Genomic DNA, 25,654 nt, shown 5'->3' with positions numbered 1-25,654 from the left:
GATGAACTTCAATCTGATCGAGATCTACCACCACATGGGCTTTTTCGCCCGGTGCATCGCCTACACGCTGGTCGCCTTCGCGCTGGCGTCGATGGTCGTTTTCTTCGAGCGCCTCATCTACTTCTTCCGCTCGAAGGCGGCGGACCGGAAGTTCGCCGCGCAGGCCGGCAAGTTGCTGGAGTCGCAGCAGCACGAGCAGTTCGTCATCGAGTCCTCGAAGGCCCGGGCGAGCAGCCTGGCGAAGCTGCTGGGCGGTGGCGTGAAGACGTACCTGGCCAAGAAGGCGGCGCCGCAGGGCAAGCTGGGCGCGGTGGAGCTGACGCGGAGAGACCTCGAGCGCATCTACGAGCGCGTCACCGCGGACGTGCGCCAGGGCATGAGCGTGCTGGCGTCGGTGGGCTCGGTGGCCCCGTTCGTCGGTCTGCTCGGCACGGTGGTGGGCATCATCGAGGCCTTCGCCGGTATCGCGAAGACGGGCTCGGGCGGCCTGGGCGCGGTGTCCGCCGGTATCGCCGAGGCGCTCGTCGTCACGGCGCTCGGCCTGCTGGTGGCCATCCCCGCCGTGCTGATGTTCAACTTCCTCACCACCCGCGCGGACGCGCTCCTGCTGTCGCTGGACCTGGCCCGCAAGGAGTTCATGGACCACCTGGAGGACGTGCACGGTGTTTTAGCTCCCGCGGTGCGCGGTGAGGGCGCGGTGGCCCTGGACGTGGAGCGCGCCACGCGCAAGGAGGGCGTCGATGTCCGCCCGGCGTAGCGGTGGGCTCGTGCCCGAGATGAACGTCACCCCGCTGGTGGACGTGGTGCTCGTCCTCCTCATCATCTTCATGGTGGTCACCCCGCAGCTCGAGGCAGGCGCGGCGGTGGACCTCCCGGCGGTGGTGAACCCGGACAAGGGCGAGGACAACTCGCTCACTCCCACCACGGTGAGCCTCACCGCGCAGGGCGCCTTGTTCCTGGACAAGAAGGAGGTGCCCAAGGCCCAATTCGCCGAGCAGCTCCGCGCCGTGCACGAGAAGGACCCCGAGGCCCGCGTGGTGCTCAAGGCGGACCGGAGCGTGCGCTACGCCGAGGTGCGCGGTGTCTTCAAGACGCTCCAGGACATCGGCTTCCCGGGCATCTCGCTCCAGGTCGTGGACCAGAAGAAGGAGTGACGCGCCATGGCCTTTGATCTCGGTGGTGGCAAGGGCGGTATCCGCCCGGCGATGAACGTGACGCCCCTCGTGGACGTGGTGCTCGTGCTCCTCATCATCTTCATGGTCGTCACGCCGTTGATGACCAAGCAGATGTGGATGGACGTGCCGGGCAAGGCGGACGAGCAGACCGAAGTGGCTCCGCCTCCCCCCGGCGCACTGCCTCCCGTGGTGCTCACCGTCACCAAGACGGGCGCCGTGCAGATCAACCGCGAGGACGTGCCGCGCGACCAGGTCGTCGCCCGGCTCCAGCGGATGATCAACGCGCGCCCGGACAAGATCGTGTTCTTCGACGCGGAGAACGATGTGCCGTACGGCACCGCGATGGATGTCATGGACCTCGCTCGTGGCGGGAATCTCACCGTCGCCGTGGTCCCCGACGCCGTCGCCGAGCCGGCAGCGCCGTGACCTGAAGTCTTCATTCCGGTCTCTCCCTTTTCACCTTCCATCCATTTCGTTGCCACGAGCGTCGCGTTCTCTACGCGCGCTCGCTGGTGAGGAGTCTCGTGTTGTCTCTCCATTCCCTTCGCGCCGCTCTGGCGGCGCTCACATTGCTGGCCGCGCCCGTCATGGCGCAGGCGCCTGTCCCCGAGGAGAGCGCGCCCGCCACGAGCCCTGGTGTTTCTGCTCCCGTTGTTTCGGAGACCTCCGAGTCCTCGCCTCAGGTTGACGCGGATTCAACCCAGCACCCTCACCCCGACCCTCTCCCGGGGGGAGAGGGAGGAGTGGGCACCGCCAGTGACATCGCAACAGACGCCGCTGAGAGCAGCGACGACGAGATGATGGCCGAGTCGGCAACGCCTCCTCCGGGTTTTACCGGCGTCTACGGCCAGGTCACCGACGCGCAGACGAAGGAGACGCTCATCGAGGCCACGGTGAAGGTCGTCACCGGCGGACAGAAGAGCGTGCTGACCGACATCGACGGCAACTACCAGCTCGCGTTGCCGCCCGGGAAGTATGACCTGCGCGTCTTCTATGACGTCTACGAGGGCCGCCGCATCACCGGCGTCATCGTGGAACAGGGCAAGGCCACGAAGCTGGACGTGCAGTTGAGCGCCGACGCGGGCGCCGTGCAGGAGGTCGTCGTCGAGGCCCGCGCCGATCGCCGCGCCGAAGGTGCCCTGCTCCAGGAGCGCAAGAAGGCCGCCGCCGTCTCCGACTCCATCAGCTCCCAGGAGATCGCCCGCACGCCGGACTCGAGCGCCTCGGACGCCGTGAAGCGCGTGGTGAGTGTCACGGTGGTGGATGGCCGCTTCATGCTGCTGCGCGGCCTGGGTGGCCGCTACTCGGTGACGCTGCTCAACGGCGCGCTGCTGCCCAGCCCCGAGCCGGATGAGCCCTCGGTTCCGCTGGACCTGTTCCCCACCAGCCTGCTCGCCAACCTCAACGTGGTGAAGAGCTACACCAGCGACCTGCCCGGCACCTTCGGCGGCGGCACGCTCCTCATCGAGACCAACACCTACCCGAGCAAGTTCGAGTTCAAGCCGCGCATCACCTTCTCGGGCGACAGCGTCTCCACCTTCCAGCAGCGCAACACGCACCCGGGCAGCTTCCTGGAGGCGCTGAGCTTCGCGGGCCCCGATCGCCATCTCCCCGCGGGCCTGCCCCAGAACGAGCGCATGGGCAGCTCGGCGGGCACCTGGCAGTCCTTCCCCAACATCTGGTCCGCGCGCCAGTCCACCGCACTGCCCAACATGGGCCTGGGCGCGTCCCTGGGTGACACGCTGCGCTTCGGCAACAGCCGCCTCGGCTACCTCGCCACCGTCAACTACGGCCACAAGGAGAACGTGCGCGTGTCCGAGTTCGCCCGCGCCGACATGCCGGTGGGCCAGCTCCAGGCCCAGGACGCCACCCGCGCCGTGCAGGGCACCGAGGGCGCCACCCTCAGCGCGCTCGCCAGCGTGGGCTACCAGTTCGACCGCGACAACGAGCTCACCTTCTTCAGCCTCTACACCCGCGGCACGGACAGCAACACCTTCACCTCCCGCGGCGTGAACAACGGCCGCTCGGAGACCTTCGAGAGCACCCGCCTCCAGTTCGTCTCCCGCGCCCTCTCCTTCAATCAGGTGCGCGGCTTCCACCGCCTCAACACCCTGTCCGACGCCGAGCTGGACTGGCAGGCCAACTTCAGCCGCGTGGACCGCGACGAGCCGGACACCCGCGACACCCTCTACAGCGACGACCTGGGCAGCCCCACCGGCAAGTTCGCCTTCCCCAACCAGCCCAACAGCGGCGAGCGCTTCTTCGGCACGCTCGGAGAAACATCCACCGGCGGCAGCGCCAGCCTCACCGTGCCCTTCTCCGGCCTGCGCCTGAAGGCGGGCGGCCTGGCCCAGGTGTCCTTCCGCGACTTCGAGGCCCGCCGCTTCCGCTACCAGCTCACAGACGCCCCGGTGGACACCTCCCTGCCTCCCGAGGAGCTCTTCGCCTCGTCCAACCTGGGCACCGGCATCCGCATGCGCGAGACCACGCGCGGCGATGATGCCTACGACGCGTACCTCGGCGTCTTCGCCGGCTTCGTGACGGCGGACTACAAGCCCGTGGAGCCCCTGCGCCTGGTGGGTGGCGTGCGCGTGGAGCAGTCCCTCCAGCAGCTCACTGCCCACAGCCCGTTCGACACCTCGCCCACCGCGAGCACCAACGCGAACTACCTGGACGTGTTGCCGGCCTTCAACGCCGTCTACGCGCTCCGCCCCGACATGAACCTGCGCGCCGGCTACAGCTACACCCTCGCGCGGCCCACCTTCCGCGAGCTGGCCCCGTTCATCTTCTTCGACTTCGTCCGCCGCCGGAACGTGTCCGGCAACCCGAACCTGCTCGAGACGCGCATCCACAACCTCGACACCCGTCTGGAGTGGTTCGTCGGGGAGAACGAGGTGCTCGCCGCCAGCGTCTTCTACAAGAACTTCCAGAGCCCCATCGAGCGCATCCTCCGCTACTCCGGCGACATGGGCTTCGAGAACGCCGACGGCGCCAACAGCTTCGGCGCCGAGCTGGAGGCCCGCGCGTCGCTCGGCCGCATCACCCCCGCGCTCTCCCACTTCCGCGCCGCGGCCAACCTGACGCTCATCCAGTCCAACATCGTCCTCACGGACCCGGAGAAGCTGGGCGCGCAGACCAACAGCCGGCGGCCCATGCAGGGCCAGTCGCCCTACGTCATCAACCTCAACCTCGGCTACGACCGCCCCGAGAGCGGCACCGAGGTGGCCCTCCTCTACAACGTCTACGGCCCGCGCATCAGCGAGGTCGGCCTCAACCCGCTCCCGGACGTCTACGAGCAGCCCTTCCACCGCGTGGACCTGTCCGTCAGCCAGAAGCTCGGCAACGGCCTGCAGCTCAAGCTCACCGGCTCCAACCTCCTCGACTCCGCCGTCGTCTTGGATCAGGGCGGAATCACCATCCTGAAGTACCGCCCGGGCATCGCCTTCTCCGCGGCGCTCGGCTGGACCCTGTAACCCCCCGTCAAAAGGAAGCTCACCATGAAGCGGCTCGCTCTCGGCCTCACCCTTGGTACGTCCCTGCTCGCTGGCTGCCCCGGTCCCGTGGACCCGGACATCGCTGACGACGTCAGCTCCAACATCACGCAGAACACCACCTGGACGGCCGACAAGGTCTACACCCTCAAGGGCTACATCTTCGTGGAGAACGGCACGCTCACCATCGAGCCGGGCACCAAGGTCGTCGGTGAGGATGGCAGCGCGCTCATCATCACCCGCAACGCGAAGCTGAACGCGGTGGGCACGCCGGAGAAGCCCATCGTCTTCACCAGCTCCAGGCCCGAGGGCGAGCGCTCCGCCGGTGACTGGGGCGGCGTGGTGCTGCTGGGCAAGGCGAAGATCAACGTCGCCGGTGGCACCAACACCGTCGAGGGCTTCTTCGCCACCAGCGGTGACGACCGCACCAAGTACGGCGGCGATGACGACGCCCACGACTGCGGCAAGCTGAAGTACGCCCGCATCGAGTTCGCCGGCTTCGAGCTGGCCGAGGACAACGAGCTCAACGGCCTGACCGCGGGCGCGTGCGGCACGGCCACGGAGATCGACTACGTCCAGGTGCACAAGGGCGCCGACGACGGCGTGGAGATGTTCGGCGGTACCGCCAACCTCAAGCACATCGTCATCAGCCAGCCGGACGACGACGGCCTGGACTATGACCTGGGCTACACCGGCAAGGTGCAGTTCCTGGTGGTGCAGCAGAACGACCGCGTGGGCAACCGCGCCATCGAGGCCAGCGGCAACAAGACCACCAACACGGCCACCCCGCGCTCGGTGCCGGAGATCTGGAACGCCTCCTTCATCGGCTCGGGCCGCCCCGCGGCCAGCACGGGCACCAAGCAGGAGGGCCTGGTGTTCAACACCGGCGCCGGCATCAAGCTGAACAACTCCATCGTCGCCCACTTCGCGGACAAGGCGGTGGACGTGGACGGCGCGGCCTCGGCGCAGCTCTCCGAGTCCGGCAACCTCACCATCAAGAACACCATCTTCTGGCAGAACAAGGGCAACACCACGTCCATCGACTACTCGGCCAACCCGGTGAAGGACGCCGCGGGCAACACCACCAACGAGGACGCCACCCGGCTGAGCAACGACACCATCTACCGGGAGCCGGACCAGATTCTCGCCACGGTCCACAACAACCGCGTGGTGGACCCGCTGCTGAGCGGCGCGGTGAACGCCAAGACGCCCAACTTCAAGCCGACGGCCGAGTCGCAGGCGCTCATCACCTCCAACTCCGCCACGCCTCCGGCGGACGGCTTCTTCGATACCAGCGCGAAGTTCATCGGCGCGGTGGGCAGCACGGACTGGACGGCCGGCTGGACCGCGTACCCGGAGAACTGAGCCTCACCTGAAGTGCGGTCCCATCGCCCGGAGGTAAGTTCTTCCAACGGAGGGGGCTCCGGCGGAAGACGTGCCTCCGGGCGGTGTCTTTTCCCGGCCCTGGACAAGAAGAAGGCCCCGGGCACGGCGATGGATTCGCCGGCCCGAGGCCTCGAAAGCGGAAGGAGGTCATCCCTCCCCGTGGCTACTCACCCAGGTCGAACACCTCGGATGTATACTGATAATCCGGCGTGGCGCTCAAACCCGCGGTGATGAGTACCCGGCCATCCGGCAGCAACGTGGCCGTGTGCAAGTAGCGGTCTCCACCCATGGAGCCGGTGGCGCACCAGGTCCCCGAGGCCGGGTTGTACAGCTCGGCGGAGGTGTGATTGCCGGTAGAGGTGTCATGACCCCCCACCGCCAACACCATTCCGTTGGGCAACACGGAGAGGGTGTGATGCCGCCGGGGCGAGCCCATCTCGCCGGTGGCGCTCCAGGTACCAGTGACCGGGTCGTACAGCTCGGCGAGGGAGCCCAACTGCCCGTCCTTGCCACCTCCCGCGGCCAGCACCTTGCCATTGGCCAGCAGCACGGCCGCGTGGAAGCCACGCGCCACGGACATGCCGCCCGTGGCCGTCCAGGTGCCCGTGGCCGGGTCGTACAGCTCCGCGGAGCCCAGGCAGTTGCTCCCCCAGCACCGGTCTCCACCATCGCTCAGGCCGCCAACCACCAGCACCCGGCCATCCGGCAGCAGGGTGGCGGTGAAGGCGCGGCGGGCCCGGGTCATGGCGCCAGTGGGAGCCCACGTGCCCAAGGCCGGGCTGTACACCTCCGCCGAAGCCAGCAACGTCCCGTTCTCGGCCGTACCGCCCATGATCAGCACCCGCCCGTCCGGCAGCCGCACCGCGGCGTGCTCGCGCCGGTACGTCACCAGGTTGCCAGTAGCGGACCAGCTACCCGTCCCCGGGTTGTACACCTCCGCCGAGGCACTCGGGGTGGCGCCATTACCGCCGGCCACCAGCACCCGCCCGTCCGCCAGCAGCGTGGCCGTGTGGAGACGGTGGTTGGTGATGGAGTGGCCCGTGGAGGACCAAGTGCCCGAGAACGGGTCATACAGCTCCGCGGAATAGGGCCAGCTCCACCCACCGAGGGCCAGCACCCGTCCGTCCTCCAGCAGCGTGGCCGTGTGCTGCTGGCGCAGCGTCTTCGTGTTGCCGCTGGGCAGGAAGTGGCCCGCGTTGGACGCACAGCAGCCGGCGGAGCCCCCCACCACCTCCACCGTACGAGTGGCCGAGGCGCCAAGCCCCGCACCGTCCTCCACCGAGTAGGAGAGGGTGTAGCGGCCCGGAACAGAGGGGTTGACGGAGCCGGACACCTTCACGCTCGAGGTGAGGTCACCGAAGCAGAGGTCGGATGCCACCGCGCCCGGATCCGTGTACGTGCTGGCGCCGCACCCCAGATGCACGAACTCCTCCCCCTTGAGCGTCAGCACCGGCGGCCGGGTGTCCTTCACGGTGACGGAGGTGGTGCACACGCTCTGGTGGCCCGCCACGTCGGTGGCCGTATAGGTGACGGGGGTGGTGCCCAACGGGAAGGACGCCGCCGAGGAGGTCAGCCCCGTCAGCCGGCACACGTCCGTGGCGGTGGCCTCGGGCGGAGTCACCGCGATGCTGGCGTCACACTCGAAGGAGGACGGCTCGGGACACGTCACCTCGGGTGGCGAGTCATCACGCACCGTCACGTCGAAGGAGCAGCTCGCCCGGTTGCCCGCCTCGTCGAAGGCCGTGCACACCGTGGGCGTCTTCCCCAGCGCGAACGTGCTGCCCGAGTCCGGCGAGCACGTGGTGCGGACCATCCCGCATCGATCGCTAGCCGTGGGCACGAAGCTGGCCTGAGCACCGCCGTCCTCGCACGCGAGCACGGGCGCGGCCGGGCAGACGATCTCCGGAGGGGCCATGTCGCTCACCGTGACGGTAGCCTCGCAGGACGAGCTGTTGTTCACCGAGTCCGTGCAGGTGAGCGTCACCTTCTGCGTGCCGAGCGTATATGGACACTCCGGCGTCTGCGTACAGGTGATGGTGTCCTTCGGGTCCGGGTCATAGGAGCCGTCGTTGACCGAGCCACACCCGCCCTCGCAATCCTCGTCCGCGGCCACCGTCACGCTCTTGCAGCGGGCCACCGGTGGACGGTTGAGGCAGTACGAGCCAGCGCAGCTCGGGCCGTCCGCCGGGTCATCCCATACCACCTGCTGCGAGCCCGTGGCCGCCTCCGGCAGGCCCGCCGTGTAGGCGAAGACCTTGATGGTGTTCTCACAGGACTGGAGCTCGGCGGTGAAGGAGAAGGAGGGATCCTTGCCGCAGTTCGTGCAGAGTTCCACCTCCGGCCCGCCGTTGATCTGATACCAGATGCGGTCCACCTCGGCGGGCAGGCTCTTCACCACGCCCGAGACGGGAACCGAGCCCCCCGCGGCGCAGCGGTCGATGGGATTGAGGACCACTGCCAGCGGAGGAACCAGCTTCAGCCGCTGCCCACAGCCCAGCGACACGCTCAGGGGCGCGAAGTTGGCGGTGTTCACGTCTCCGTCGTCGTTCACCATGGAGGCGCTCGGGCTGAGCGTGAAGGTGCCCTGCGGCAGCGTCATGGACAGCAGGCCGGATTCCTTCGCGTAGGACGTGGCGGAGCCGTACCCCTGGACGAACGGGTCACCGTGGAACCTGCCACCCACCGAATAGGAGGCCACCCGCCCCTGCCAGTCGGTACCACTGAAGGAGCCCGTCACGTCGGCCGTGGGGTTGTAGAAGCGGCCCAGGTCCGTCCGGTAGTAGAGCTGCACCTCGTTGAAGCAGTATTCGTGGTCGATGCGGTAGCGCTGTCCGGGCGCCATCAGCGCCGACCTGCCCGACGTCGGCACCAGCGTGAGCCAGCCGTGGCGCAGCTGATTCGGGTCATACAGGCCCGGCCGGGTGTTGAAGGACTGAACCCCGCCAGACCAGAATCGCAGCCGCAGCGAGCTCTGGGTCCACGTATGGGGAAGGTCATACGTGTTGGGCAGCACCTGCTCGTAGTTGGAGGACAGCTCTCCGCTGGACGGCACGAAGCCGCCCGGGAAGGCGGTGGACGAGGTGCCACTCGACGCGGACGCCTGCAGCCGCGTTTCATCGATGGTGACGTCATTGGGGACTCCATCACCGTTGGAGTCGAAGTCCGCCTCGAAGTAGAGCGTCTGCAGGGTGCTGGTGGCGCCAGGATTGCGCGGGATGTAGGGGTCCGCCAGCCGCACCGCGCCGTAGAAGTACGCCGGCTTCATGACGAAGGGATAGCGGGTCTCACCGCTGATCAGCTTCGTCACCGGGGTGAGCTGGTCCGCCACCACCGTGACCCGGCCCGAGGGCGTGGAGTTCCTCAGCTCGGGAGGATTGAAGACGGTGAACTGGCGGCCCTTGCGCAGGTACGCGAGCGCGGTCATGTCATAGAGGCCCGTCCGCAGCGTGGGGATCTTCCACCAGCTCGCCGGATCGCTGATGGGCGCATCCAGGGAAGCGCCGGAGACGGTGCTGTTGGCGCTGGAGCTACCAGGTCCAGACTGGGCCGTGACACGCCGGGCGTTCGTGAGCGACTCGCCGATGACCTGGAAGGGCCCGGTGAGGCCTCCGTAGGTGAGCGTCCCCGGCCCGGAGGGGATTTCGGGCACCTTGCAGATACGGACGATCTCGTCACACGCCACGGTCCACGACACGGGCATGAAGGTTCTCACCGCACCGCTGGACGTGCTGACGGTGTAGTTCACGTTCGCACTGCCGCTCGTTCCTCCGCGGACATAGCCCGTGAAGTAGCCCCCGTTCGAGAAGGTGGTCAGACCACTCACGCTGACGCTCGTGGCCCAGGAGGGGCTCGTCGCGCAGCTTTCATCCGTGCCGAGCTTGATCTGCACGACGCCCACGCACTGGGAGAACTCGACCTCGGTCGGCTCGGGCTGCACGTTCCGGGGCTTGACCCGTACGCCCGTCAACGTCGGGAAGGCGAGCGCGCCGCCCCGGTTGGCTCCCACATTGTAGACAACGCCCCCCTCCCCAGCCGCCGCGGCCTCCACCAGCATCTCGAAGGTGTACGCAGACGGGCTGGTGAACCTGCCAGCGGTCGTCGAGGCGCTGAACCCCGACGGAAGGGTACTGGTGGCCGAGGCCCGTCCGGACGAGCGCCAGGGATCGACGGCGAACAGCGCCAGAATGGCTGGATTCTCGTTGGTCAGCCGGGCCGTGCCTCGGATGACGTTGGGTCTCAGGTCGACACTTCCACTGCTCGCCGCGGCGGTGGCGGCGAGGCCCCGGAACTCATCGGCCCCGGCCGCTCCGGCGAGGAATCCCAGCTCCGGCTCCATCTCGGCCTGGCTCCGTTCTCCTTCCTCGAAGAGGAGCCCCGGCTCCGGATGGACAGGGTTTTCAGACAACTGGACCTGTTGCTCGGGTTCCAGTGCCACGGCTCGCGTCCCATCCTGCTCCGCGACACCACAAGCCAGCAGGCCCACTCCCGACAGCAAGGCCAGAGACCGCACACCACTTCGGTACATTATGCCCCCTCGCTTTACGCCCCGAGTGCGTAAAACACAAACAGGGTGCACGTAAAGCAGACAGGCTTTCAAGTACCTTGGATAATTATTTTCATCATCCCTGTGTCAGGGAAATGGAAAAACCAGCCAGTCCTGCAAAGACATTCAAGAACTGGAATCAGGATTGAGAGACAATACGAGCGCTCTTCGCGAAAGAATGAGGGAAACCCCTCACCCGCAGGCCGGGCGCAGCGGCAGCTCCACGGTGAAGGTCGAGCCCCGCGCGAGCTCGCTCTCCACGCGGATGCAGCCCTGCATGGCCTCGACGATCTGCTTGGAGATGAAGAGCCCCAACCCCAGGCCGCCGTAGTGCCGCTCCGACACCGCGCGCCCGAAACGGGAGAACAGGCGCGGCAGGTACTCGGGGGCGATTCCGATGCCCTCGTCCCGGACCGTCAGCCGGGTCCGCTCGCCCTCCACCGCCACGCTCACGTGGATGGGTTTGCCCGCACCATACTTGGCCGCGTTGGACAGCAGGTTGACGAGCACCTGGTCCAATCGCAGCGGATCCCAATACCCGTGTACCGGCGGCGTGTCGGGGAAGTCCACCTGGCATCCGGCCTGGGCGAACACCTCCGAAAGCCGCTCCATCACCTCGCGAAGCAACCCGGTGAGCTCCATCTCCACGGGCTCGAGCCCCAGCCGGCCAGCGCCGATGCGGCTCACGTCCAGCAGGCTGTCCACCAGGGACGTGAGCCGCTCCACCTGCCGCACCGCATTGGCGAGCCTCGTGCCCACGGACACCCGGCTCTCGGGAGACAGGGACTTGCCGATGAGCGCGTGCTGGAGCTTGAGCGAGGTGAGCGGCGTCTTCAGCTCATGGCTCGCCACGGAGAGGAACTCGTCCCGGAGGCCCACCGCCTGCCGTGCCTCCTCGTAGAGCCGGAGGTTCTCCAGCGACATGCCCACCCGGTGCGCCAATTCCTCCGCGAGTGCCAGGTCCTCCTCGTCGAAGCGCCGCCGCGGGGCACAGGCGGCGAGGATCATCATCCCGTGCACCTTGCCCCCCGCGCGCATCGGCACCGTCATCACCGAGTGGGCATCCAGCGTGTTCATCAGCGCCAGGTGCTCGGGGCTGACGGCGTAGCGCTGGCGGGCCTCCAGGGTGAACTCCCGGATGAGCACCGGCTTCCCGGTGTGAACCGCCTCCAACAGCGGGCTCGACCCGGGGACCTTGGACACGAAGCGCATGGACTGCTGGATGAGCGGTTCCTTGGACGCCTCGCGGTGCGCCGCGGCCACGCGCGGCAGGCGCCCGTCCGCCTGCGCCACGCCGATGATGCAGTAGGTGCAGATGGAGGAGGCGGCGAGCCGGGCCACCCGCTCGAGGATCTCCTCGGCCCGGTCCAGGCGCTCCGCGAGCAGGCGGCTGGCTTCCGAGAGGAAGCGGGCGCTGGCCTCGGCCCGCTTGCGCTGGGTGATGTCCACCACCGTGCCGTTGAAGCGCAGGAGCTGGCCCTGCTCATCGAACCAGGCGCGCCCCTGGGCGGAGATCCACCGCTCGACTCCATCCTGGATGCCAATGACGCGGTATTCGATGTCGTAGCCCCCCCCACTCTCCGGGCTCAGGGTCCGATGGATGACCTGCTGCGTGCGCTCGCGATCCTCGGGGTGGATGATGGAGAGGAACGACTCGCAATCCATCCGGAAGTCCGGCGGGCAACCGAAGAGCGCCTGGGTGCGGGGGTCGCACAGGAACTCGCCGGTGGCGGGGTTGTAGTCCCAGGTGCCGATGGTGGCCGAGGCGAGGGACATCCGCAGCCGCTCGTCGCTGACCCGCAGGGCCGCCTCGGTCTCCTTGCGCTGGGTGATGTCGAAGAAGGAGGTCACCATGCCCGGAGGGGATTGTCCGTCGGAGCTGGGGAGCGGAAGCGAGTTGATGGACAACCAGACGCGGGTGCCATCCGGGCGCTCCACCCCCATCACCTTGTCGAGCTGGGGCGTCCCCATGCGCAGGGCGAGCATGGCCGGGTGCTCCTCTCCGGGATAGGGGCTGCCATCCTCCCTCACGGCGCGCCAGCGGGAATCCATGGACGTGCGTCCCAGCAACTGGTCCTGCGTGAGGCCGAGCAGCCGGGAGGCCGCCTCGTTGGAGAAGGTGATGGCCCCCGTGACGTCCTGGACGATGATGCCCTCGCTCAGGGCGGCCACGATGCAGCGCAGGCGCGTCTCGCTCTCCCGGACGGCCTCGCGTGCGAGCCTCGGCTCGGGCAATTCCTCGACGTACAGGCAGAGTCCCACCACCTCCAGCCCCTCATGGAGGGGATGGCAGCTCACCCGGCCCCACTCCAGCTCCAGCCAGGGAAAGGGCTGCCCCGTCGAGAGCACCTGCTGGATGCGCCAGAGAAGCTCCTGCGTTTCCCCACCCGGAGGAAACACGTCGGCCAGAGGCATGCCCGGCCAGCTCCGGGCGTGCAGGCCGTGCAGCCCGGCCAGGGCCCGGTTGAAGCGGACGACCTGGAGCCGCCGGTCCACGAGGGCGATGCCGATGGGGGCGTTCCACAGCACCTCCCACGGGACCGCCTCCACGTCGAGCCGCGAGGCCGGGCCCTCCAGGGCCCCATTCATTCGCGTTTCCCCCTGTCCATCCAACACCCCCCAGAGTCCACAGCCCCCCCCTGCCGGTAACAGCCACCGGCCCGGCCCGAATGCCCTCACGGGCGCCTCGTCCACCGGACACGAGGCCACCTCCTCTGGCTCGCCGGGGAAGCAGCTATGCTCGAATCATGAGCCGTCCCCTCTTCGTCGCCGCCTGGTTCTCCCCGTGGTCGGAGCGGGCCCGCTTCGCGCTGGACCACCACCGCATCGACTACCGGGAAGAAGCGTACGTCCCGATGCTGGGGGAGCCGCTGCTGCGGTTGCGCACCCGGGTGTTCCGCGGCCCCGTCACGGTGCCCGTGCTCCTCCATGACGGGCACGTCTTCCGCGACTCGGTGGAGATCGCCCGGTACGCGGACCGCCTGGGCACGGGCTCGCCGTTGTTCCCCGCGAGCGCCGAGGCGGAAGTCACCCGCTACGTGGAGCTCGCCACCGGCATCATGGAAGCGTCGCGCGCGCTGAGCGTCTCCCGGATGGCCCGGGACGAGCGTCTGCAGTTCGAGAACCTGCCCCCGGCCGTGCCCGCACCGCTGCGTCCGGTGTTCGCCCGGATGGGAACGAGGTTCATGACGCGGAAGTACCGCCTGGACGCGCGGGACCTGGAACAGGACCGGGCGGCGATCCGGCGAGGACTCGAACAGCTGCGAACGGAGCTGCGTGGGCGCGACACGCTGCTCTCCAGCTTCACCTTCGCGGACATCGCCGTCGCCGTGTCGCTGACCATGCTGCGGCCAGTGGAGCACCCCGTCGTTCCCCTCGGCCCCGGGATGCGCGCCGCGTTCACGGAACCAGGGCTCGCGGAGGAGTTCGGGGACCTGCTGGCGTGGCGGGACAAGCTCTACGCCGAGCGCCGCTCCATGCAAGGCGCGGCGGGCCCGGCCGCGGCCTGACACCTCCAGCCGTGAATCACGCCGCCGCGGAACGGGCGGCCACGGGCGCCGTCTCGGCCGACTCGAGAGCCGCGGCGACGGCCTCGGGCGCGCTGCCCTCGGCGAACAGCGGGGCACTCGGACGGGTCTTCGGAGGACGGCCCCGGCGCTTCGGCGCCGACTCGTCGCTCTGCGCGGGAGCCTCGGCCACCACGCCACCGTCCGCGCGCGCCACCTTGCGCCCCGCCCTCGGCAGGCTGATGGCCTCCAGCTTCGTGCTCAGCTCCGCGTCCTCCTCGGCGAACACCCGCGCGTACGCCAGTGCCCGCTGGCCCTTCTGCACCAGCGCATCCTGACCCTCGGCCAGCACCTGGCGCGCCGCCTCCAACGCCGCCTGCGCCTTCGCCACCGCCTCGGCCTGCGCCCTCACCCGGCTCGCCGCCTCCTCCAACACCTCCGCGTCCACGTCCGGGAACTTCACCTCGGACAGCTCCGTGGAGAACACCTCAAGCAACGCCCGCATCGCGGGCGAGATGGGATCGTTTTCGTTCGTATCGAACATGGCCTGGGACTCCCCTCCAGCGTGCTGCGTGGGGCCCTCATGTGCACAGATGTTCAGTGCCTTTTCAAGGGGGTCCGCTCCGAGGCCGATTTACCGGCCCCGCATCGTGTTCACCCCTCGCCGTCCCAGCGGCGCCCGGTCCGGATGACTCCCCACATGTGGGCGGCGGACCCTACATCTCCGGTCTCATCGGGCCCAGCGCGGGGAGGTAGACTGGCGCGAGGAGCCCGGGAAGACCGGCCCTGGGGGAGCCGACATGCAGCCAGAGACGTTGGAGTTGCTCGCGGACACGGCGCAGTACGCCGCCGTGGCGTTCATCGGTGGGTTCATCGGAGTGGGCGAGCTCGTCTCCCGCTACAAGGATGACCCCTACGAGGCCATCACCAACCGCCATGCGATTACCTACACGCTGCTCAACGTGCTCGCCTCCGTGATGGCCCTGCTCGCGCTCAAGACGATGAACCCGGCGGACGTCCACGGGGTGCTCCTCGGGGAGGGGCCGGCCTCGTCGCGGGTCGGGTACACGCTGCTCGCGGGGTTTGGAGCCATGGGGCTCCTGCGCTCCTCGGCCTTCAACATGCGCGTGGGCAACGACGACATCGCCATCGGCCCGAGCGCGCTGTTGCAGGTCATGCTCTCCGCGATGGACCGCGCCGTGGACCGGGCTCGCGCCAGGGTCCGCGCCGAGATGATGGCCAGGACCATGCACCTGATTCCCTTCGAGCAGATCGAGGGCTCCCTGCCGCAGCTCGCCTTCGCGATGATGCAGAACGTGACGGATCAGGAGAAGCAGGACTTCGACAAGGTGATCTCCGCGCTCCGGGACAACGACAAGATGGACACGGTGGCCAAGAGCATCAGCCTGGGGCTGTCGCTCAGCAACATCGTGGGACAGGGCGTGGTGGATGACGCGGTGACGGCGCTGCGCAAGACCCTGGCCGCAGCGGGAGACCCCAGGTTCTCCGCCACCCTGGCGCCGCCCCTGCCCCCGCCCGTGGAGACCCAGGAGGCGGCGAGTCCCCCCACCGCGGAGAAGTGAGACGGAGAAGCAGGGCCGCTCAGTCCACGCGCACCAGCGACACGGTGCGCACGCCCTGGGCCGGGTCCACCTCCACCGCGAGGAAGTGCCGCCCCACCCCGTCGAACTGCTCGGGGATGGCGCCGCCGCCGCCCGAGATGAAGGACGGAATGCCCGCGTTGGAGAACGAGTAGTACGAGTGCACGTGGCCGTAGAGCGTGAGATCCAACTTCCCGTTGGCCAGCTTCGCCAGCAGGGCCGCGGCCTCGTTGCGGCTGGCGAAGGCGCCATTGCGCACGCCAATGGGGTCCACGATGGGGATGTGCGTGCCGAGGATGTGTACCGCCTCGCGCCCCGCCGCCAGCCATCCTTCCAGCATCTCCTCGGCCCTCGGATCCAACGAGCCGTTGCCCGAGTCGATCATCGTGAAGTGCGCGCCCTGGAAGGTGTAGTGCAGGTTCCCCCGGCCGAAGTACTCGTGGTAGCGCGGGTCCAGGGTGATGATCTCGTGGTTGCCCAGCGTGGCGAACAGGGGGATGCGTGACTCCAGCAGGCGAGACTGGAACTCCTCCAGCTCCTCCACGGTGCCCCGCTGCGTCAGGTCCCCCGAGAAGAAGATGAAGCGCAGCGTGGGGTCCGCGTTGATGCGCCGGTAGACGTCCCCCACGCGGGGCATGGCCTCCTGCACGTCCGCCAGCGCCGCGAAGCGGAAGGGCGCCGGCTGGTCCCACAGCGGAGGCGCCACCGTCAGCCGGGCCTCGGCGCCCGCGGGCACCCGCACCTTCCACGTCTTCACGGTGGGCAGGGGCCCCTCGGGCAGGGCCTCCACCAGGAGCGGCTCGCCGCCCACCATGGCCGAGAGCTCCGCGTCCGGCATGGCGTTGCGCACCACCACCGTCCACTCCTCGGAGGCCCCGGCCGAGGACACCGCGCGCACGTGGAAGGCCGGTGCCGAGCCCCACAGCGTCAGCGTGCCCGGCTCCACCTTGCGCACCACCGCCAGCCCGTCCTCCACCGTGAAGGACACGCCGTTGGCATCCACCTGCCCCACCCGCAGGTCCTTCAGCGCGCGCTCCTCGGCCGGCCGCTGGCTGCAGCCCGCGGCCAGCAGCGCGAGCACGGCGGCTCCCTGACGAATGATCCTCACGGCTCACCTCCCAACGCGTAGACGAGTGACACCCGGCCCACCACCGCCGAGCCCGCCTGGAGCTCCGCGGCCACGCCCCACGGCCCGGAGAGGAACATGCGCCCGCGCAGCCCCACGAACCCCGGCACCCCACCGCCGGCCTTGATGCCCCCGGGGAAGTCGTCCTTGCGGTGGTCGTAATAGAGCATCGCCTCGCCCCGGAAGGGTCCGCCCCGGCCCAGGTACACGCCGTACCCGAAGGAGAAGAGGAGCTGCTCGAAGAGGATGTCGTCCACCGGGCCCGTGTAGATGTAGCTCTGCATGGCGAAGCCCACGCCCATCTCCGCGAAGGAGCCGGCCATGCGCGGGCTGAAGCGCGCCATGTCGTAGCGGCCCCGCAGGAAGAGCTCGCCACCGGCCAGGGTGAAGACCTCGGCGGGGTAACGGTGCGCCAGCGCCGCGGCCTCCAGGTCCAACGCCGTGCCATCCGCGCGCCGGTGCGAGCCCTCGGGTGTACCCAGCAACCGGTACGCACCGCCCACGCGCACGCGCAGGTTGCCCTCGTCCGGCGACAGCCTCACCCCGGCATCCAGGCGCACGCGATCCAGCCGCGCCAGCGCGCCCACCGAGACGAAATGCCGGTAGTCGAAGGCCGGATCCATCACGTGCTGGTAGCCCGCCTCCAGTTCCAGGGGAGGCAGGTGCTGGGGCACCTGGCCTGGTGGGAAGGCGGGCGACACGGCGCCATAGAGGTTGGCCAGGGTGGAGATGGAGAGAATGCCCACCCCCGTCAGCGTCATCGCGTACAGCGGACCGATGACCCGGCGCGAGGCCCCGGACATGGCGATGGGAATGCCACCGGCGACCAGCAGCCCCAGGCCCGAGCCCTGCAGAAGGAAGTGCCGCCCCGCCGTCTGGGTATCCCCCGCCACGAGCGACCCCATCCCGTGCAGCAGCAGGCCGGGCACCACCGAAACGGCCGCCGGCAGCACCTCGAAACGCGGCCGGGTGGGCACCTCCTGGCCGCCGGACATGGGCTCCCCCCGGACGGGGAGGGCCTGGGCGGGGATCTCCCCTGCCGCCTGCGCCTCGCACACCTGGGCCTGGACCACGCCCGGCAACACCGCCAGGGCGAGCACCCACAGTCGCATCATCATCGCAACCCCTTCGCCCGGGCGGGCAGGGGGACGGGCCCGTCCACCCCGGCCGGGGCTGCCCCCCGAGCGGATTCCAGGATAAAACGTTGGCGGGTGGATTCGCAGCCTGTCCGCGGAGGTAGGCAATAAATCCACCCGAAGTACCCCCTAGCGGGACTTTTCCAGGAAGCGGGGTATGCTCCACGCTCCCTCTCCTCCAACAACGCGACGCGCATCGTGGCCGCCAACGAAGCTCGGGAGTTTGGCAAGTACGAATTGGTCTCGAAGCTCGCCGCGGGCGGGATGGCCATCACCTATCGCGCGCGCATGAAGGGCGCCGCGGGGGTGACCAAGCCGGTGGTCATCAAGCAGATCCTCCCGCACTTCGCCGACGAGCCCGACTTCGTGGAGATGTTCGTCAGCGAGGCGCGCGTGGCCGCGGGGCTCACCCACGGCAACATCGCCCAGGTCTTCGACTTCGGAGAGATCGACGGCCAGTACTTCCTGGCCATGGAGTTCGTACACGGGCAGACGCTGTCCAAGCTGCTGCGCCGCGCCCAGAAGGCCGGACTGCCGGGCCTGCCCATGCCGCTGGCGCTGTTCGTCGCCACGCAAATCTGTGACGGGCTGGACTACGCGCACCGGCACATCGGGGACGACGGCCGGCCCATGGGGCTGGTGCACCGCGACGTGTCGCCGGACAACGTGCTCATCTCCTACGAGGGCCAGGTCAAGGTCATCGACTTCGGCATCGCCAAGGCGACGAGCATCGTGGAGTCGCGCACCTCGCCCGGCACGCTCAAGGGCAAATACCCGTACTTCTCCACCGAGCAGGCCCGGGGCGAGCAGGATCTGGACGCGCGCTCGGACACCTTCGCCGTGGGCGTGGTGCTCTACGAGATGCTGTGCGGCCGGCGCCCCTACGAGGGCGAGCTCGCCGCGGTGCTGCCGCGCATCCTCGACGGAGACTATCCGCGCCCCTCCAGCCTCAATCCCGCCATCGGCCCCGAGCTGGAATCGGTGATGGGCACCGCGATGGCGCTGGACCGGGAGCAGCGCTACCCCACCGCCCAGGCCTTCTCCGAGGCGCTGCGCGAGCAGCTCTACTCGGGCTGGCCGCGCTTCTCGCCGGCCATGCTGTCGCAGCTGCTGGGCCACCTCTTCGCCGAGGAGCTCGCCGCCGAGGGCCGCAAGGTGGAGGTGACGCCCGCCTTCCTGGAGCAGCTCGCCGCGTGGCAGGCCCAGCCCATCAGCGAGCCGATGGGCGCCCAGGCGCGTGTGCCGGGCTCGGCCAGCGGCAGGACGAGCACCGGCTCCGGCGTGCGCGCCGTGCAGTCGCGGCCCGGCAGTGACAGTGGCCGGCTCCCGAGCAACACGGGCAGCCGGCCCGGAGGCAAGCCCTCCACCAATGGCTCCGTCCGGCCCGCCAGCAACGCGGGCGGGCGCACCATCAGCTCGGCCTCGGGGCGCCGGGTGACGTCCGGCACCGGCGTGCCGCGCCTGCCCTCCATCTCCACCATGGCCGCCCCGCAGGTGGAGGGGGAGGAGCCCTCCACGGCCGTGTCGCAGTCCGCCACCGCCGCCGAGAGCGCCGACGGACCGCACGACACTCCAGTCGAAACCCCGGCCGTCTCCCTGCCCAAGGGCGGGCCGGACTACCTGCGCCCCGTGCGCGAGGCCAAGCTCCGCGAGGAGGAGGAGCGCGCCGAGCGGCGCCAGCGCCTGGTGATGCTCATCAGCGTGCCCCTCTTCGGCCTCGCCCTGGTGCTGGCCGCCCTCCACTTCATCTTCTCCGACAACGAGGCGGCGGCCATTCCGGTGGGCTCGCAGTGGATCAGCTCCATCCCCCCGGGCGCCTCGGTGAAGCTCAACGGCAAGGACGTGTCCGGCGTCACGCCGGTCGTCGTGCCGAACGTTCCGCTCAACGAGGCCAACACCCTCGTCGTCACCCTGCCCGGCTACCGTCCCTGGACCCGGCGCTTCACCCTCACCACCGAGTCGGGGCCTCCGATGCGCGCGGATCTCGAGCGCCTGGAGCCGGAACCCTCCACCCCGAAGCCCGAGCCCACCGCCACCGTGCCCGCTCCGGAGCAGGCCGGCGAGTCACAGGCCGCCACGGCGGCTCCACAGGCCGGGACGCCCGCGGAACCGGCCACCGCGGCGGCGCCGGAGGACCTCAAGAAGTACAACGAGGTGGATTACCCGACGCGGCTGTTCGTCCTGCGCCCCCAGTACAACGCCTTCCCGGTGGACAAGTACGCCACGGCCTCCATCGAGCTCAACGCCGGGGCGAGCTACTCCGTCAGCACCACCGGCAGCGCCCTGCTGGGCCAGGGCCGGGGGAGCTCCACCAACACCCTGGTCTGGTTCGCCGAGGGAGAGAACCTGCCGGTGGAGGAGTCCTTCGGGCTGCTCGGCTCCGCGCCGCGCACCTTCAAGGGCATCCGCAAGCTGCACGTCTTCCTGCTGGACGACGACACGGCGGACAACGCCGGCGCGGTGCGGGTGAACCTGCGCCAGTCCAAGTGGGTGCCGCCGCGCCAGCTCACCTTTGATCCCAACCGCAACGCGCTGGTGCTCGCGCCCCAGCACCAGCTGGCCATGCGCGGGCTCAATCCGGACGCCATCTACCTGCTCACCGTGCGCGATGACTTCGCGGAGCTGCGATCGGGCACCACGGGCCGTACACGCCGGGTGCTGTGCACGGAAAGCAGCCAGAAGTCCGGCCGGCGCAACCACCGGCTCCTGGAGGCGGGCAAGCGCTACCAGCTGACCGGCGCCGACACACTGCGTTGCACCTTCCCGGACACCCGGGTGGAGGACAACGCGGGTGCGCTCGAGGTGGACATCGTCGATGTCACGGCCATGTCTCGCCGGGAGCGCGCGGCCGCACTGCGTGGCGCTTCTCGTTGACCAGAAAACAGTACCTGGGTTAAACAAGGCGTACGGGCGATCAGGCGGCAGCCGCCTTTTTCGTCCATCCCATTCGTACCCCCCAGCCGGGCACAAATCACCTCCCCTCGCATGTCGGAGGTGATGCGTACCCTGTCTGTCACAGCGGCCCACCTCGGTGGGCTTCGGGGACTACAACAAGTTCCTTCCGTAAGGGCTCATGGGGGTCGCAGACTGTCCCGCGACCCAGCTCAACAAGGACGGGAAAGGCACGTGGGCGCGGAGCCGATTTCGGCACCGGGCCCACGGGTCTTTTTGGGGTCTGGAAACATCAGCGGCGGGACGAAGGCTCGTCCGCCCGCCTGCTCAGTCGCACATCACGTCAGGGCAGCCGCCACCCGTGGGCGCGCACACACCGCAGCCCGGGTTGCAGCAGAAGTAGCCCTTGCCGCAGTAGTTCGTGCCGCACGGGCCACCGGAGCCGATGGAGATGGCGGCGGGCTCGGGCTCGGGCTGCTTCGCCTGGGCCTCCACCTCGGGCTGGGCGCTCGTCTCACACATGACGTCGAGACACGCGGCGCCCTTGGGGGCGCACACGCCACAGCTCGAGTTGCAGCAGTAGGTGCCCGTGCCACACACGTTGGGGCCGCACGCGATGCCACCGATCGCCAGCGCCTCCTCCACGCTCGCGGGGACGACCGGCTCCTGCTCCGACACACCACCACACGCCGCCATCAGGGACACCAGGGACAGCACCACCAGCTGCATCTTCATGATTCGCTCCTCCTCAGGGGGAGCGAATCCTCTACCAAAACCAGACAGGCCCGAGCAAATGGGATATCCGGGGTGCAACCCGGGGGCCGTGACACCCTCACCCCGTCCCTCTCCCGGGGGGAGAGGGGATTTGTACGGGGGAGGGACTTCCCTGGATCAGATGTCCAGGTTCTGCACGTCCAGCGCGTTGCGCTCGATGAACTCGCGCCGCGGCTCCACCGCCTCGCCCATCAGCAGCGAGAAGATTTCGTCGCTCTCCACCGCGTCCTCGATGCGCACCTGCAGCAGCGTCCGCGTCACCGGATTCATCGTGGTGTCCCACAACTGCTCCGGATTCATCTCGCCCAGACCCTTGTAGCGCTGCAGGCCCAGCCCCTTCTGCGCGTCCTTGCGCACCGCGGCCAGCACCTCCTGCACCGACAACGCCACCACCTCGCCATCCCCCACCCTCACCCGGTACGGCGCCTTGCCCAGCGCCTTGAACGACTCGCGCAGGCCCACCAGCTCCTGGTACTCCGGCGACGACAGGAAGCCGTGGTCGAACACCGTCTGGCGCACGCCTCCGTTGATGTCCGTCTTCACCACCAGCTTGTGCGTGTGGTGCTCCGGATCCATCGGGTAGGAGACCTCGAAGCGGCCCAGCGTGTCCGGCATCCGGGCCTTCAGGTACGCCACCATCGTGTCCACCTGCGCCCGCAGCGCCGCCTCGTCCGTCAGCAGCCCCGCGTCCACCCGGCCCGCCTGCACCAGCGCGTCCACCACCCGCGCATCCCGCCGCGCCGCCAGCTTCTCCAGGCGCTCCTCGTACGTAATCACCTTCTCCAGCAGCCCGCGCAGCTCCGAGCCGCCCAGCTCCCCGCCCTCCGTCACCACCCGCGAGTGCTCCGCGGCGATGCGCAGCAGGTAGTCGTTCAGCCCGCGCTCGTCCTTCACGTACATGTCCTTCTTGTTGCGCGTGACTTTGTAGAGCGGCGGCTGCGCGATGTAGAGGTACCCGTTCTGGATGAGCTCCGGCATCTGCCGGTAGAAGAACGTGAGCAGCAGCGTACGGATGTGGCTGCCGTCCACGTCGGCGTCCGTCATCAGGATGATGCGGTGGTAGCGCGCCTTCTCCGGGTTGTAGTCCTCGCGGCCAATGCCCGTGCCCAGCGCCGTAATCAACGTCACGATCTCCGCGCTCGTGAGCATCTTCTCGAAGCGCGCCTTCTCGACGTTGAGAATCTTTCCGCGCAGCGGAAGGATGGCCTGGTTGCGCCGGTCCCGGCCCTGCTTGGCCGAGCCGCCTGCGGAGTCACCCTCGACGATGTAGAGCTCGCTCTCGCTGGGATCGCGGCTCTGGCAGTCGGCGAGCTTGCCCGGCAGCGAGCCACCGTCCAGCACGCCCTTGCGCCGCACCGTCTCGCGCGCCTTGCGGGCCGCGATGCGCGCCCGCGTGGCATCGCCAATCTTCGCGACGATCTTCTTGCTGACGGTGGGGTTCTCCTCGAGGAAGGTCGCGAGCTGATCATTCACCATCTGCTCGACGAGGCCCTTCACCTCGCTGTTGCCCAGCTTCGTCTTCGTCTGCCCCTCGAACTGGGGGTTGGACAGCTTCACGGAGATGACGGCCGCGAGTCCCTCGCGCGCGTCCTCGCCCGTGGGCGTCTCCTTCAGATCCTTCCACTGCCCGCTCTTCTCGGCGTAGCTGTTGAGCGTGCGCGTGAGGGCCGCCTTGAAGCCGGACAGGTGGCTGCCGCCCTCGTGCGTGTTGATGTTGTTGGCGAACGTGAAGATGCGCTCGTCGTAGCCATCGTTCCACTGCAGGGCGATCTCCAGCGCCACGCCCTCCCTCTCCGTGCGGAAGTGGATGGGCTTGTCGTTGAGCGACTGCTTCGCCTTGTTGATGTACTCGACGAAGGACACGATGCCGCCGTCGAACTTGAAGTCGTGCTCCTTGCCGATGCGCATGTCGCGGATGATGATCCGCAGACCGGCGTTGAGGAACGCGAGCTCGCGCATGCGCTGGCTGAGCGTGTCGAAGTTGAAGTCCACCGTCTCCATGACGGTGTTGTCCGGCTTGAACCAGATCTGCGTGCCGCGCTTGTCCGTCTCGCCGACAACGGCCGGCGAACCATTGGACACGCCGCGCGTGTACGACTGCTCGTACACCTTGCCACTGCGCTGCACGCGCACCTTGAACCACTCGGACAGGAAGTTCACACAGGTGACGCCCACGCCGTGCAGGCCGCCGGACACCTTGTACGCGCCGTTGCCGAACTTGCTGCCGGCGTGCAGCTCCGTGAGCACCACCTCGAGGGTGTCCTTGCCCTTGAATTTGGGGTCGGGGTGCGGACCTACGGGAATGCCGCGGCCGTTGTCCTGCACGGACAGCGAGCCATCCACGTGGATGACCACCTCGATGTCGGTGCAGTGGCCGGCCAGGGCCTCATCGACGGAGTTGTCCACCACCTCGTAGACGAGCTTGTGCAGCCCGTACGTCATGGTGTCGCCGATATACATGCCCGGGCGCTTCCGGACGGCCTCCAGGCCCTCCAGCTTCGTGATGGCACCGGTGTCGTAATCCGCGGGCGGCGGCGTGGTCGCAGCGCCGGGGGCGGGGATGTTTTCCATGCGCGAAAAGTCCTTCGGGAAGACGCTTGGCGGGACAGGTGTGCCTACCACTTCGAGGCACCCTGGACAAGATTGTTGAGAACACGCAAAGCAGCGAAAAGATTCACGAAATGCCTCGCGCGACGCTACGCGTCAAAACGCGGGGCGGGCTTCCTTTCTTCCAGTGCGGCCGCCAGCTCACTGAAGGCCGTGCGCGAGGGAAACAGATGTCGCGTGAGCAGCACCCGGCCCCCCTCGTCCAGGAACAGGCCGAGCATGTCTTCCTTGCGGCCGAGGCGGCGCACGGAGTCGATCTGCCCCCAGGCCAATTGCAGCTGGCTGCCGGTGAAGGGACGCGCCAGTGCAACGCCCCTGGCACTGAGTGTAACGCCCCACCCGGGCCGTGGCCGCAGTCTGTGCCAGGCGAAGACGAAGGCGAGCAGGAGCCCGCCCGTGATGCCCGCCCGGGCCACGGCCAGGGGAGCGTTGCCCACCGCCCGCGCATCCGCCAGCGCCCAGGCGCTGAGAATGGCGAGCACGCACGCCCCCACGAAGAGGGCCCTGCGGGTGGGACGGGGATCGAAGGCGTAGAAGCGGGGCTCCATGCGAGCATCCGCACCCTAGCCTCCCGGACGGCCGGCCGGGGATTTTCCGCACGCCAGCTGTCCACCCGCGAGCGCATGGGAGCGCCTACCCTGCCCCCCATGACGGACGTTGAACTCACCACGCGCCTGCGCGCCAACATCCACGGCTTCAAGACGTTCCAGACGTGGGGCGGTCCGCTGCGGATGAAGGACCTGCCCGGGGTGCGTGCCTTCGCCCTGCCCGGCCACGGGGCCCCGCTCTTCCAGCAGCAGGTGCTGTACACGGACGCCCACGCGCTCGCCGAGGCACTCGGGCCGCTCGCCGCGTGGTACCGCGAGCTGGGCGTTCAGGCCTGGCGCGTGCCCGTGTACCCGGGCGACACCGCCGCGGAGGCCGTGCTGGCCCGCGCCGGACACCGGGCCGAGGACCACCTCCCCACCATGGCCCTCCCCCTGGACCACCCGCCGCCCCAGCTCCCCCCGGGCACCACGCTGGAACACCCGGAGGACCTGCACGAGGTGATGAAGCTCAACGCGCTCTGCTACGGCCAGGAGCACGTCGGCTACTTCGAGAGCTGGCGCCCCCGGCTCCACTCCTCCTCCGGACTGTTCGCCGTGCTGGTGCGCCAGGAGGGCCGGGCACTCGCCGGAGGCGTCTCGTTCGAGCGGGACGGCACCTCGGGCATCTACCTGGTGGCCACCCACCCCGAGGCCCGCCGCCTGGGACTGGGCGCGCTGGTGATGCGGGGCCTGCACGCGGACGCACTCGCCCGGGGCTGCACCCTCGCCGTCCTGCAGGCCTCGGCGCAGGGCCATGGCCTGTACCAGCGGCTCGGCTACCGGGACCTGGGCGCGTGGACGAGCTGGGTACGCCGCGCCGGCTGAGGCGT

17 protein-coding genes are annotated in these 25,654 nt (G+C 68.9%); 9 read left to right on the top strand and 8 right to left on the bottom strand.

The genetic code is table 11. The features are described 5' to 3' along the window. Position 1 precedes the first annotated feature (1 nt). From BO221_RS39345 to BO221_RS39325, 5 genes are all read left to right on the top strand, one after another. A complete protein-coding gene (locus BO221_RS39345; protein WP_073566054.1) occupies positions 2 to 757 on the top strand; it encodes a MotA/TolQ/ExbB proton channel family protein in 756 nt (251 codons plus the stop codon). Next, entirely contained in the window at positions 741 to 1,154 is a 414-nt protein-coding gene (locus BO221_RS39340; protein ID WP_073566053.1) for a biopolymer transporter ExbD, read from the top strand. Before BO221_RS39345 ends, BO221_RS39340 begins: the two co-directional genes overlap by 17 nt. Positions 1,155 to 1,160: 6 nt before the next feature. Next, a complete protein-coding gene (locus BO221_RS39335) occupies positions 1,161 to 1,601 on the top strand; it encodes a biopolymer transporter ExbD (RefSeq protein ID WP_073566050.1) in 441 nt (146 codons plus the stop codon). Positions 1,602 to 1,972: 371 nt separating this feature from the next. Beyond that, positions 1,973 to 4,648: a TonB-dependent receptor gene (locus BO221_RS39330; protein ID WP_073566047.1), complete on the top strand. Its 2,676-nt coding sequence runs from the start codon at positions 1,973 to 1,975 to the stop codon at positions 4,646 to 4,648. Between the two features lie 24 nt (positions 4,649 to 4,672). After that, on the top strand, positions 4,673 to 6,031 hold the full coding sequence (locus tag BO221_RS39325; protein WP_073566045.1) for a hypothetical protein: 1,359 nt from the start codon (positions 4,673 to 4,675) through the stop codon (positions 6,029 to 6,031). 184 nt (positions 6,032 to 6,215) lie between these two features. Here BO221_RS39325 and BO221_RS39320 read toward each other — a convergent pair whose 3' ends face one another. Then, positions 6,216 to 10,562 (bottom strand): kelch repeat-containing protein, encoded by a 4,347-nt coding sequence (locus BO221_RS39320; protein WP_158079993.1) that lies wholly within the window; start codon positions 10,560 to 10,562, stop codon positions 6,216 to 6,218. A gap of 225 nt (positions 10,563 to 10,787) precedes the next feature. Then, complete coding sequence (locus tag BO221_RS39315; RefSeq protein ID WP_073566041.1) at positions 10,788 to 13,184, bottom strand: PAS domain-containing sensor histidine kinase; 2,397 nt, start codon at positions 13,182 to 13,184, stop codon at positions 10,788 to 10,790. A 158-nt stretch (positions 13,185 to 13,342) separates the two neighbouring features. Between BO221_RS39315 and BO221_RS39310 the strand changes: the two genes are divergently transcribed. Further along, complete coding sequence (locus tag BO221_RS39310; protein WP_073566038.1) at positions 13,343 to 14,104, top strand: glutathione S-transferase family protein; 762 nt, start codon at positions 13,343 to 13,345, stop codon at positions 14,102 to 14,104. 16 nt (positions 14,105 to 14,120) lie between these two features. Here the strand turns inward: BO221_RS39310 and BO221_RS39305 are convergent, their stop codons facing one another. Beyond that, a complete protein-coding gene (locus BO221_RS39305) occupies positions 14,121 to 14,645 on the bottom strand; it encodes a hypothetical protein (RefSeq protein ID WP_073566035.1) in 525 nt (174 codons plus the stop codon). 256 nt (positions 14,646 to 14,901) lie between these two features. Here BO221_RS39305 and BO221_RS39300 point away from each other — a divergent pair, with 256 nt between their 5' ends. Next, positions 14,902 to 15,684: a hypothetical protein gene (locus BO221_RS39300; protein WP_073566034.1), complete on the top strand. Its 783-nt coding sequence runs from the start codon at positions 14,902 to 14,904 to the stop codon at positions 15,682 to 15,684. Positions 15,685 to 15,703: 19 nt separating this feature from the next. Here BO221_RS39300 and BO221_RS39295 read toward each other — a convergent pair whose 3' ends face one another. Then, on the bottom strand, positions 15,704 to 16,810 hold the full coding sequence (locus BO221_RS39295; RefSeq protein WP_369865937.1) for a metallophosphoesterase: 1,107 nt from the start codon (positions 16,808 to 16,810) through the stop codon (positions 15,704 to 15,706). After that, positions 16,807 to 17,946, bottom strand: a complete 1,140-nt coding sequence (locus BO221_RS39290; protein ID WP_073566032.1) for a hypothetical protein — start codon at positions 17,944 to 17,946, stop codon at positions 16,807 to 16,809. Before BO221_RS39290 ends, BO221_RS39295 begins: the two co-directional genes overlap by 4 nt. Positions 17,947 to 18,162: 216 nt before the next feature. Here BO221_RS39290 and BO221_RS39285 point away from each other — a divergent pair, with 216 nt between their 5' ends. After that, positions 18,163 to 20,838 (top strand): protein kinase, encoded by a 2,676-nt coding sequence (locus BO221_RS39285; RefSeq protein WP_073566031.1) that lies wholly within the window; start codon positions 18,163 to 18,165, stop codon positions 20,836 to 20,838. Positions 20,839 to 21,183: 345 nt separating this feature from the next. On the opposite strand, the gene BO221_RS55620 is transcribed toward BO221_RS39285, so the two are convergent. The 3 genes from BO221_RS55620 to BO221_RS39270 form a co-directional block, all read right to left on the bottom strand. Next, positions 21,184 to 21,591 carry a hypothetical protein gene (locus BO221_RS55620; protein ID WP_073566030.1) on the bottom strand — a complete coding sequence of 136 codons (408 nt, stop codon included), beginning with the start codon at positions 21,589 to 21,591 and terminating at the stop codon, positions 21,184 to 21,186. A 156-nt stretch (positions 21,592 to 21,747) separates the two neighbouring features. Next, positions 21,748 to 24,201: a DNA topoisomerase (ATP-hydrolyzing) subunit B gene (gyrB, locus tag BO221_RS39275; RefSeq protein ID WP_073566029.1), complete on the bottom strand. Its 2,454-nt coding sequence runs from the start codon at positions 24,199 to 24,201 to the stop codon at positions 21,748 to 21,750. 125 nt (positions 24,202 to 24,326) lie between these two features. Next, the gene (locus tag BO221_RS39270; RefSeq protein ID WP_073566027.1) at positions 24,327 to 24,785 is read right to left on the bottom strand and encodes a hypothetical protein; all 459 of its coding nucleotides are present in this window, start codon (positions 24,783 to 24,785) and stop codon (positions 24,327 to 24,329) included. Between the two features lie 99 nt (positions 24,786 to 24,884). Between BO221_RS39270 and BO221_RS39265 the strand changes: the two genes are divergently transcribed. Then, positions 24,885 to 25,649, top strand: coding sequence for a GNAT family N-acetyltransferase (locus BO221_RS39265; protein WP_073566026.1), 765 nt, complete (start codon positions 24,885 to 24,887; stop codon positions 25,647 to 25,649). Positions 25,650 to 25,654: the final 5 nt, after the last annotated feature.

This window comes from Archangium sp. Cb G35 (genome assembly GCF_001896145.1).
In the GTDB taxonomy this organism is placed as follows: Bacteria; Myxococcota; Myxococcia; order Myxococcales; family Myxococcaceae; genus Archangium; species Archangium violaceum.
The sequence above is the reverse complement of the archived record's forward strand: the minus strand, read 5'-3'. Positions and strand labels throughout refer to the sequence as shown.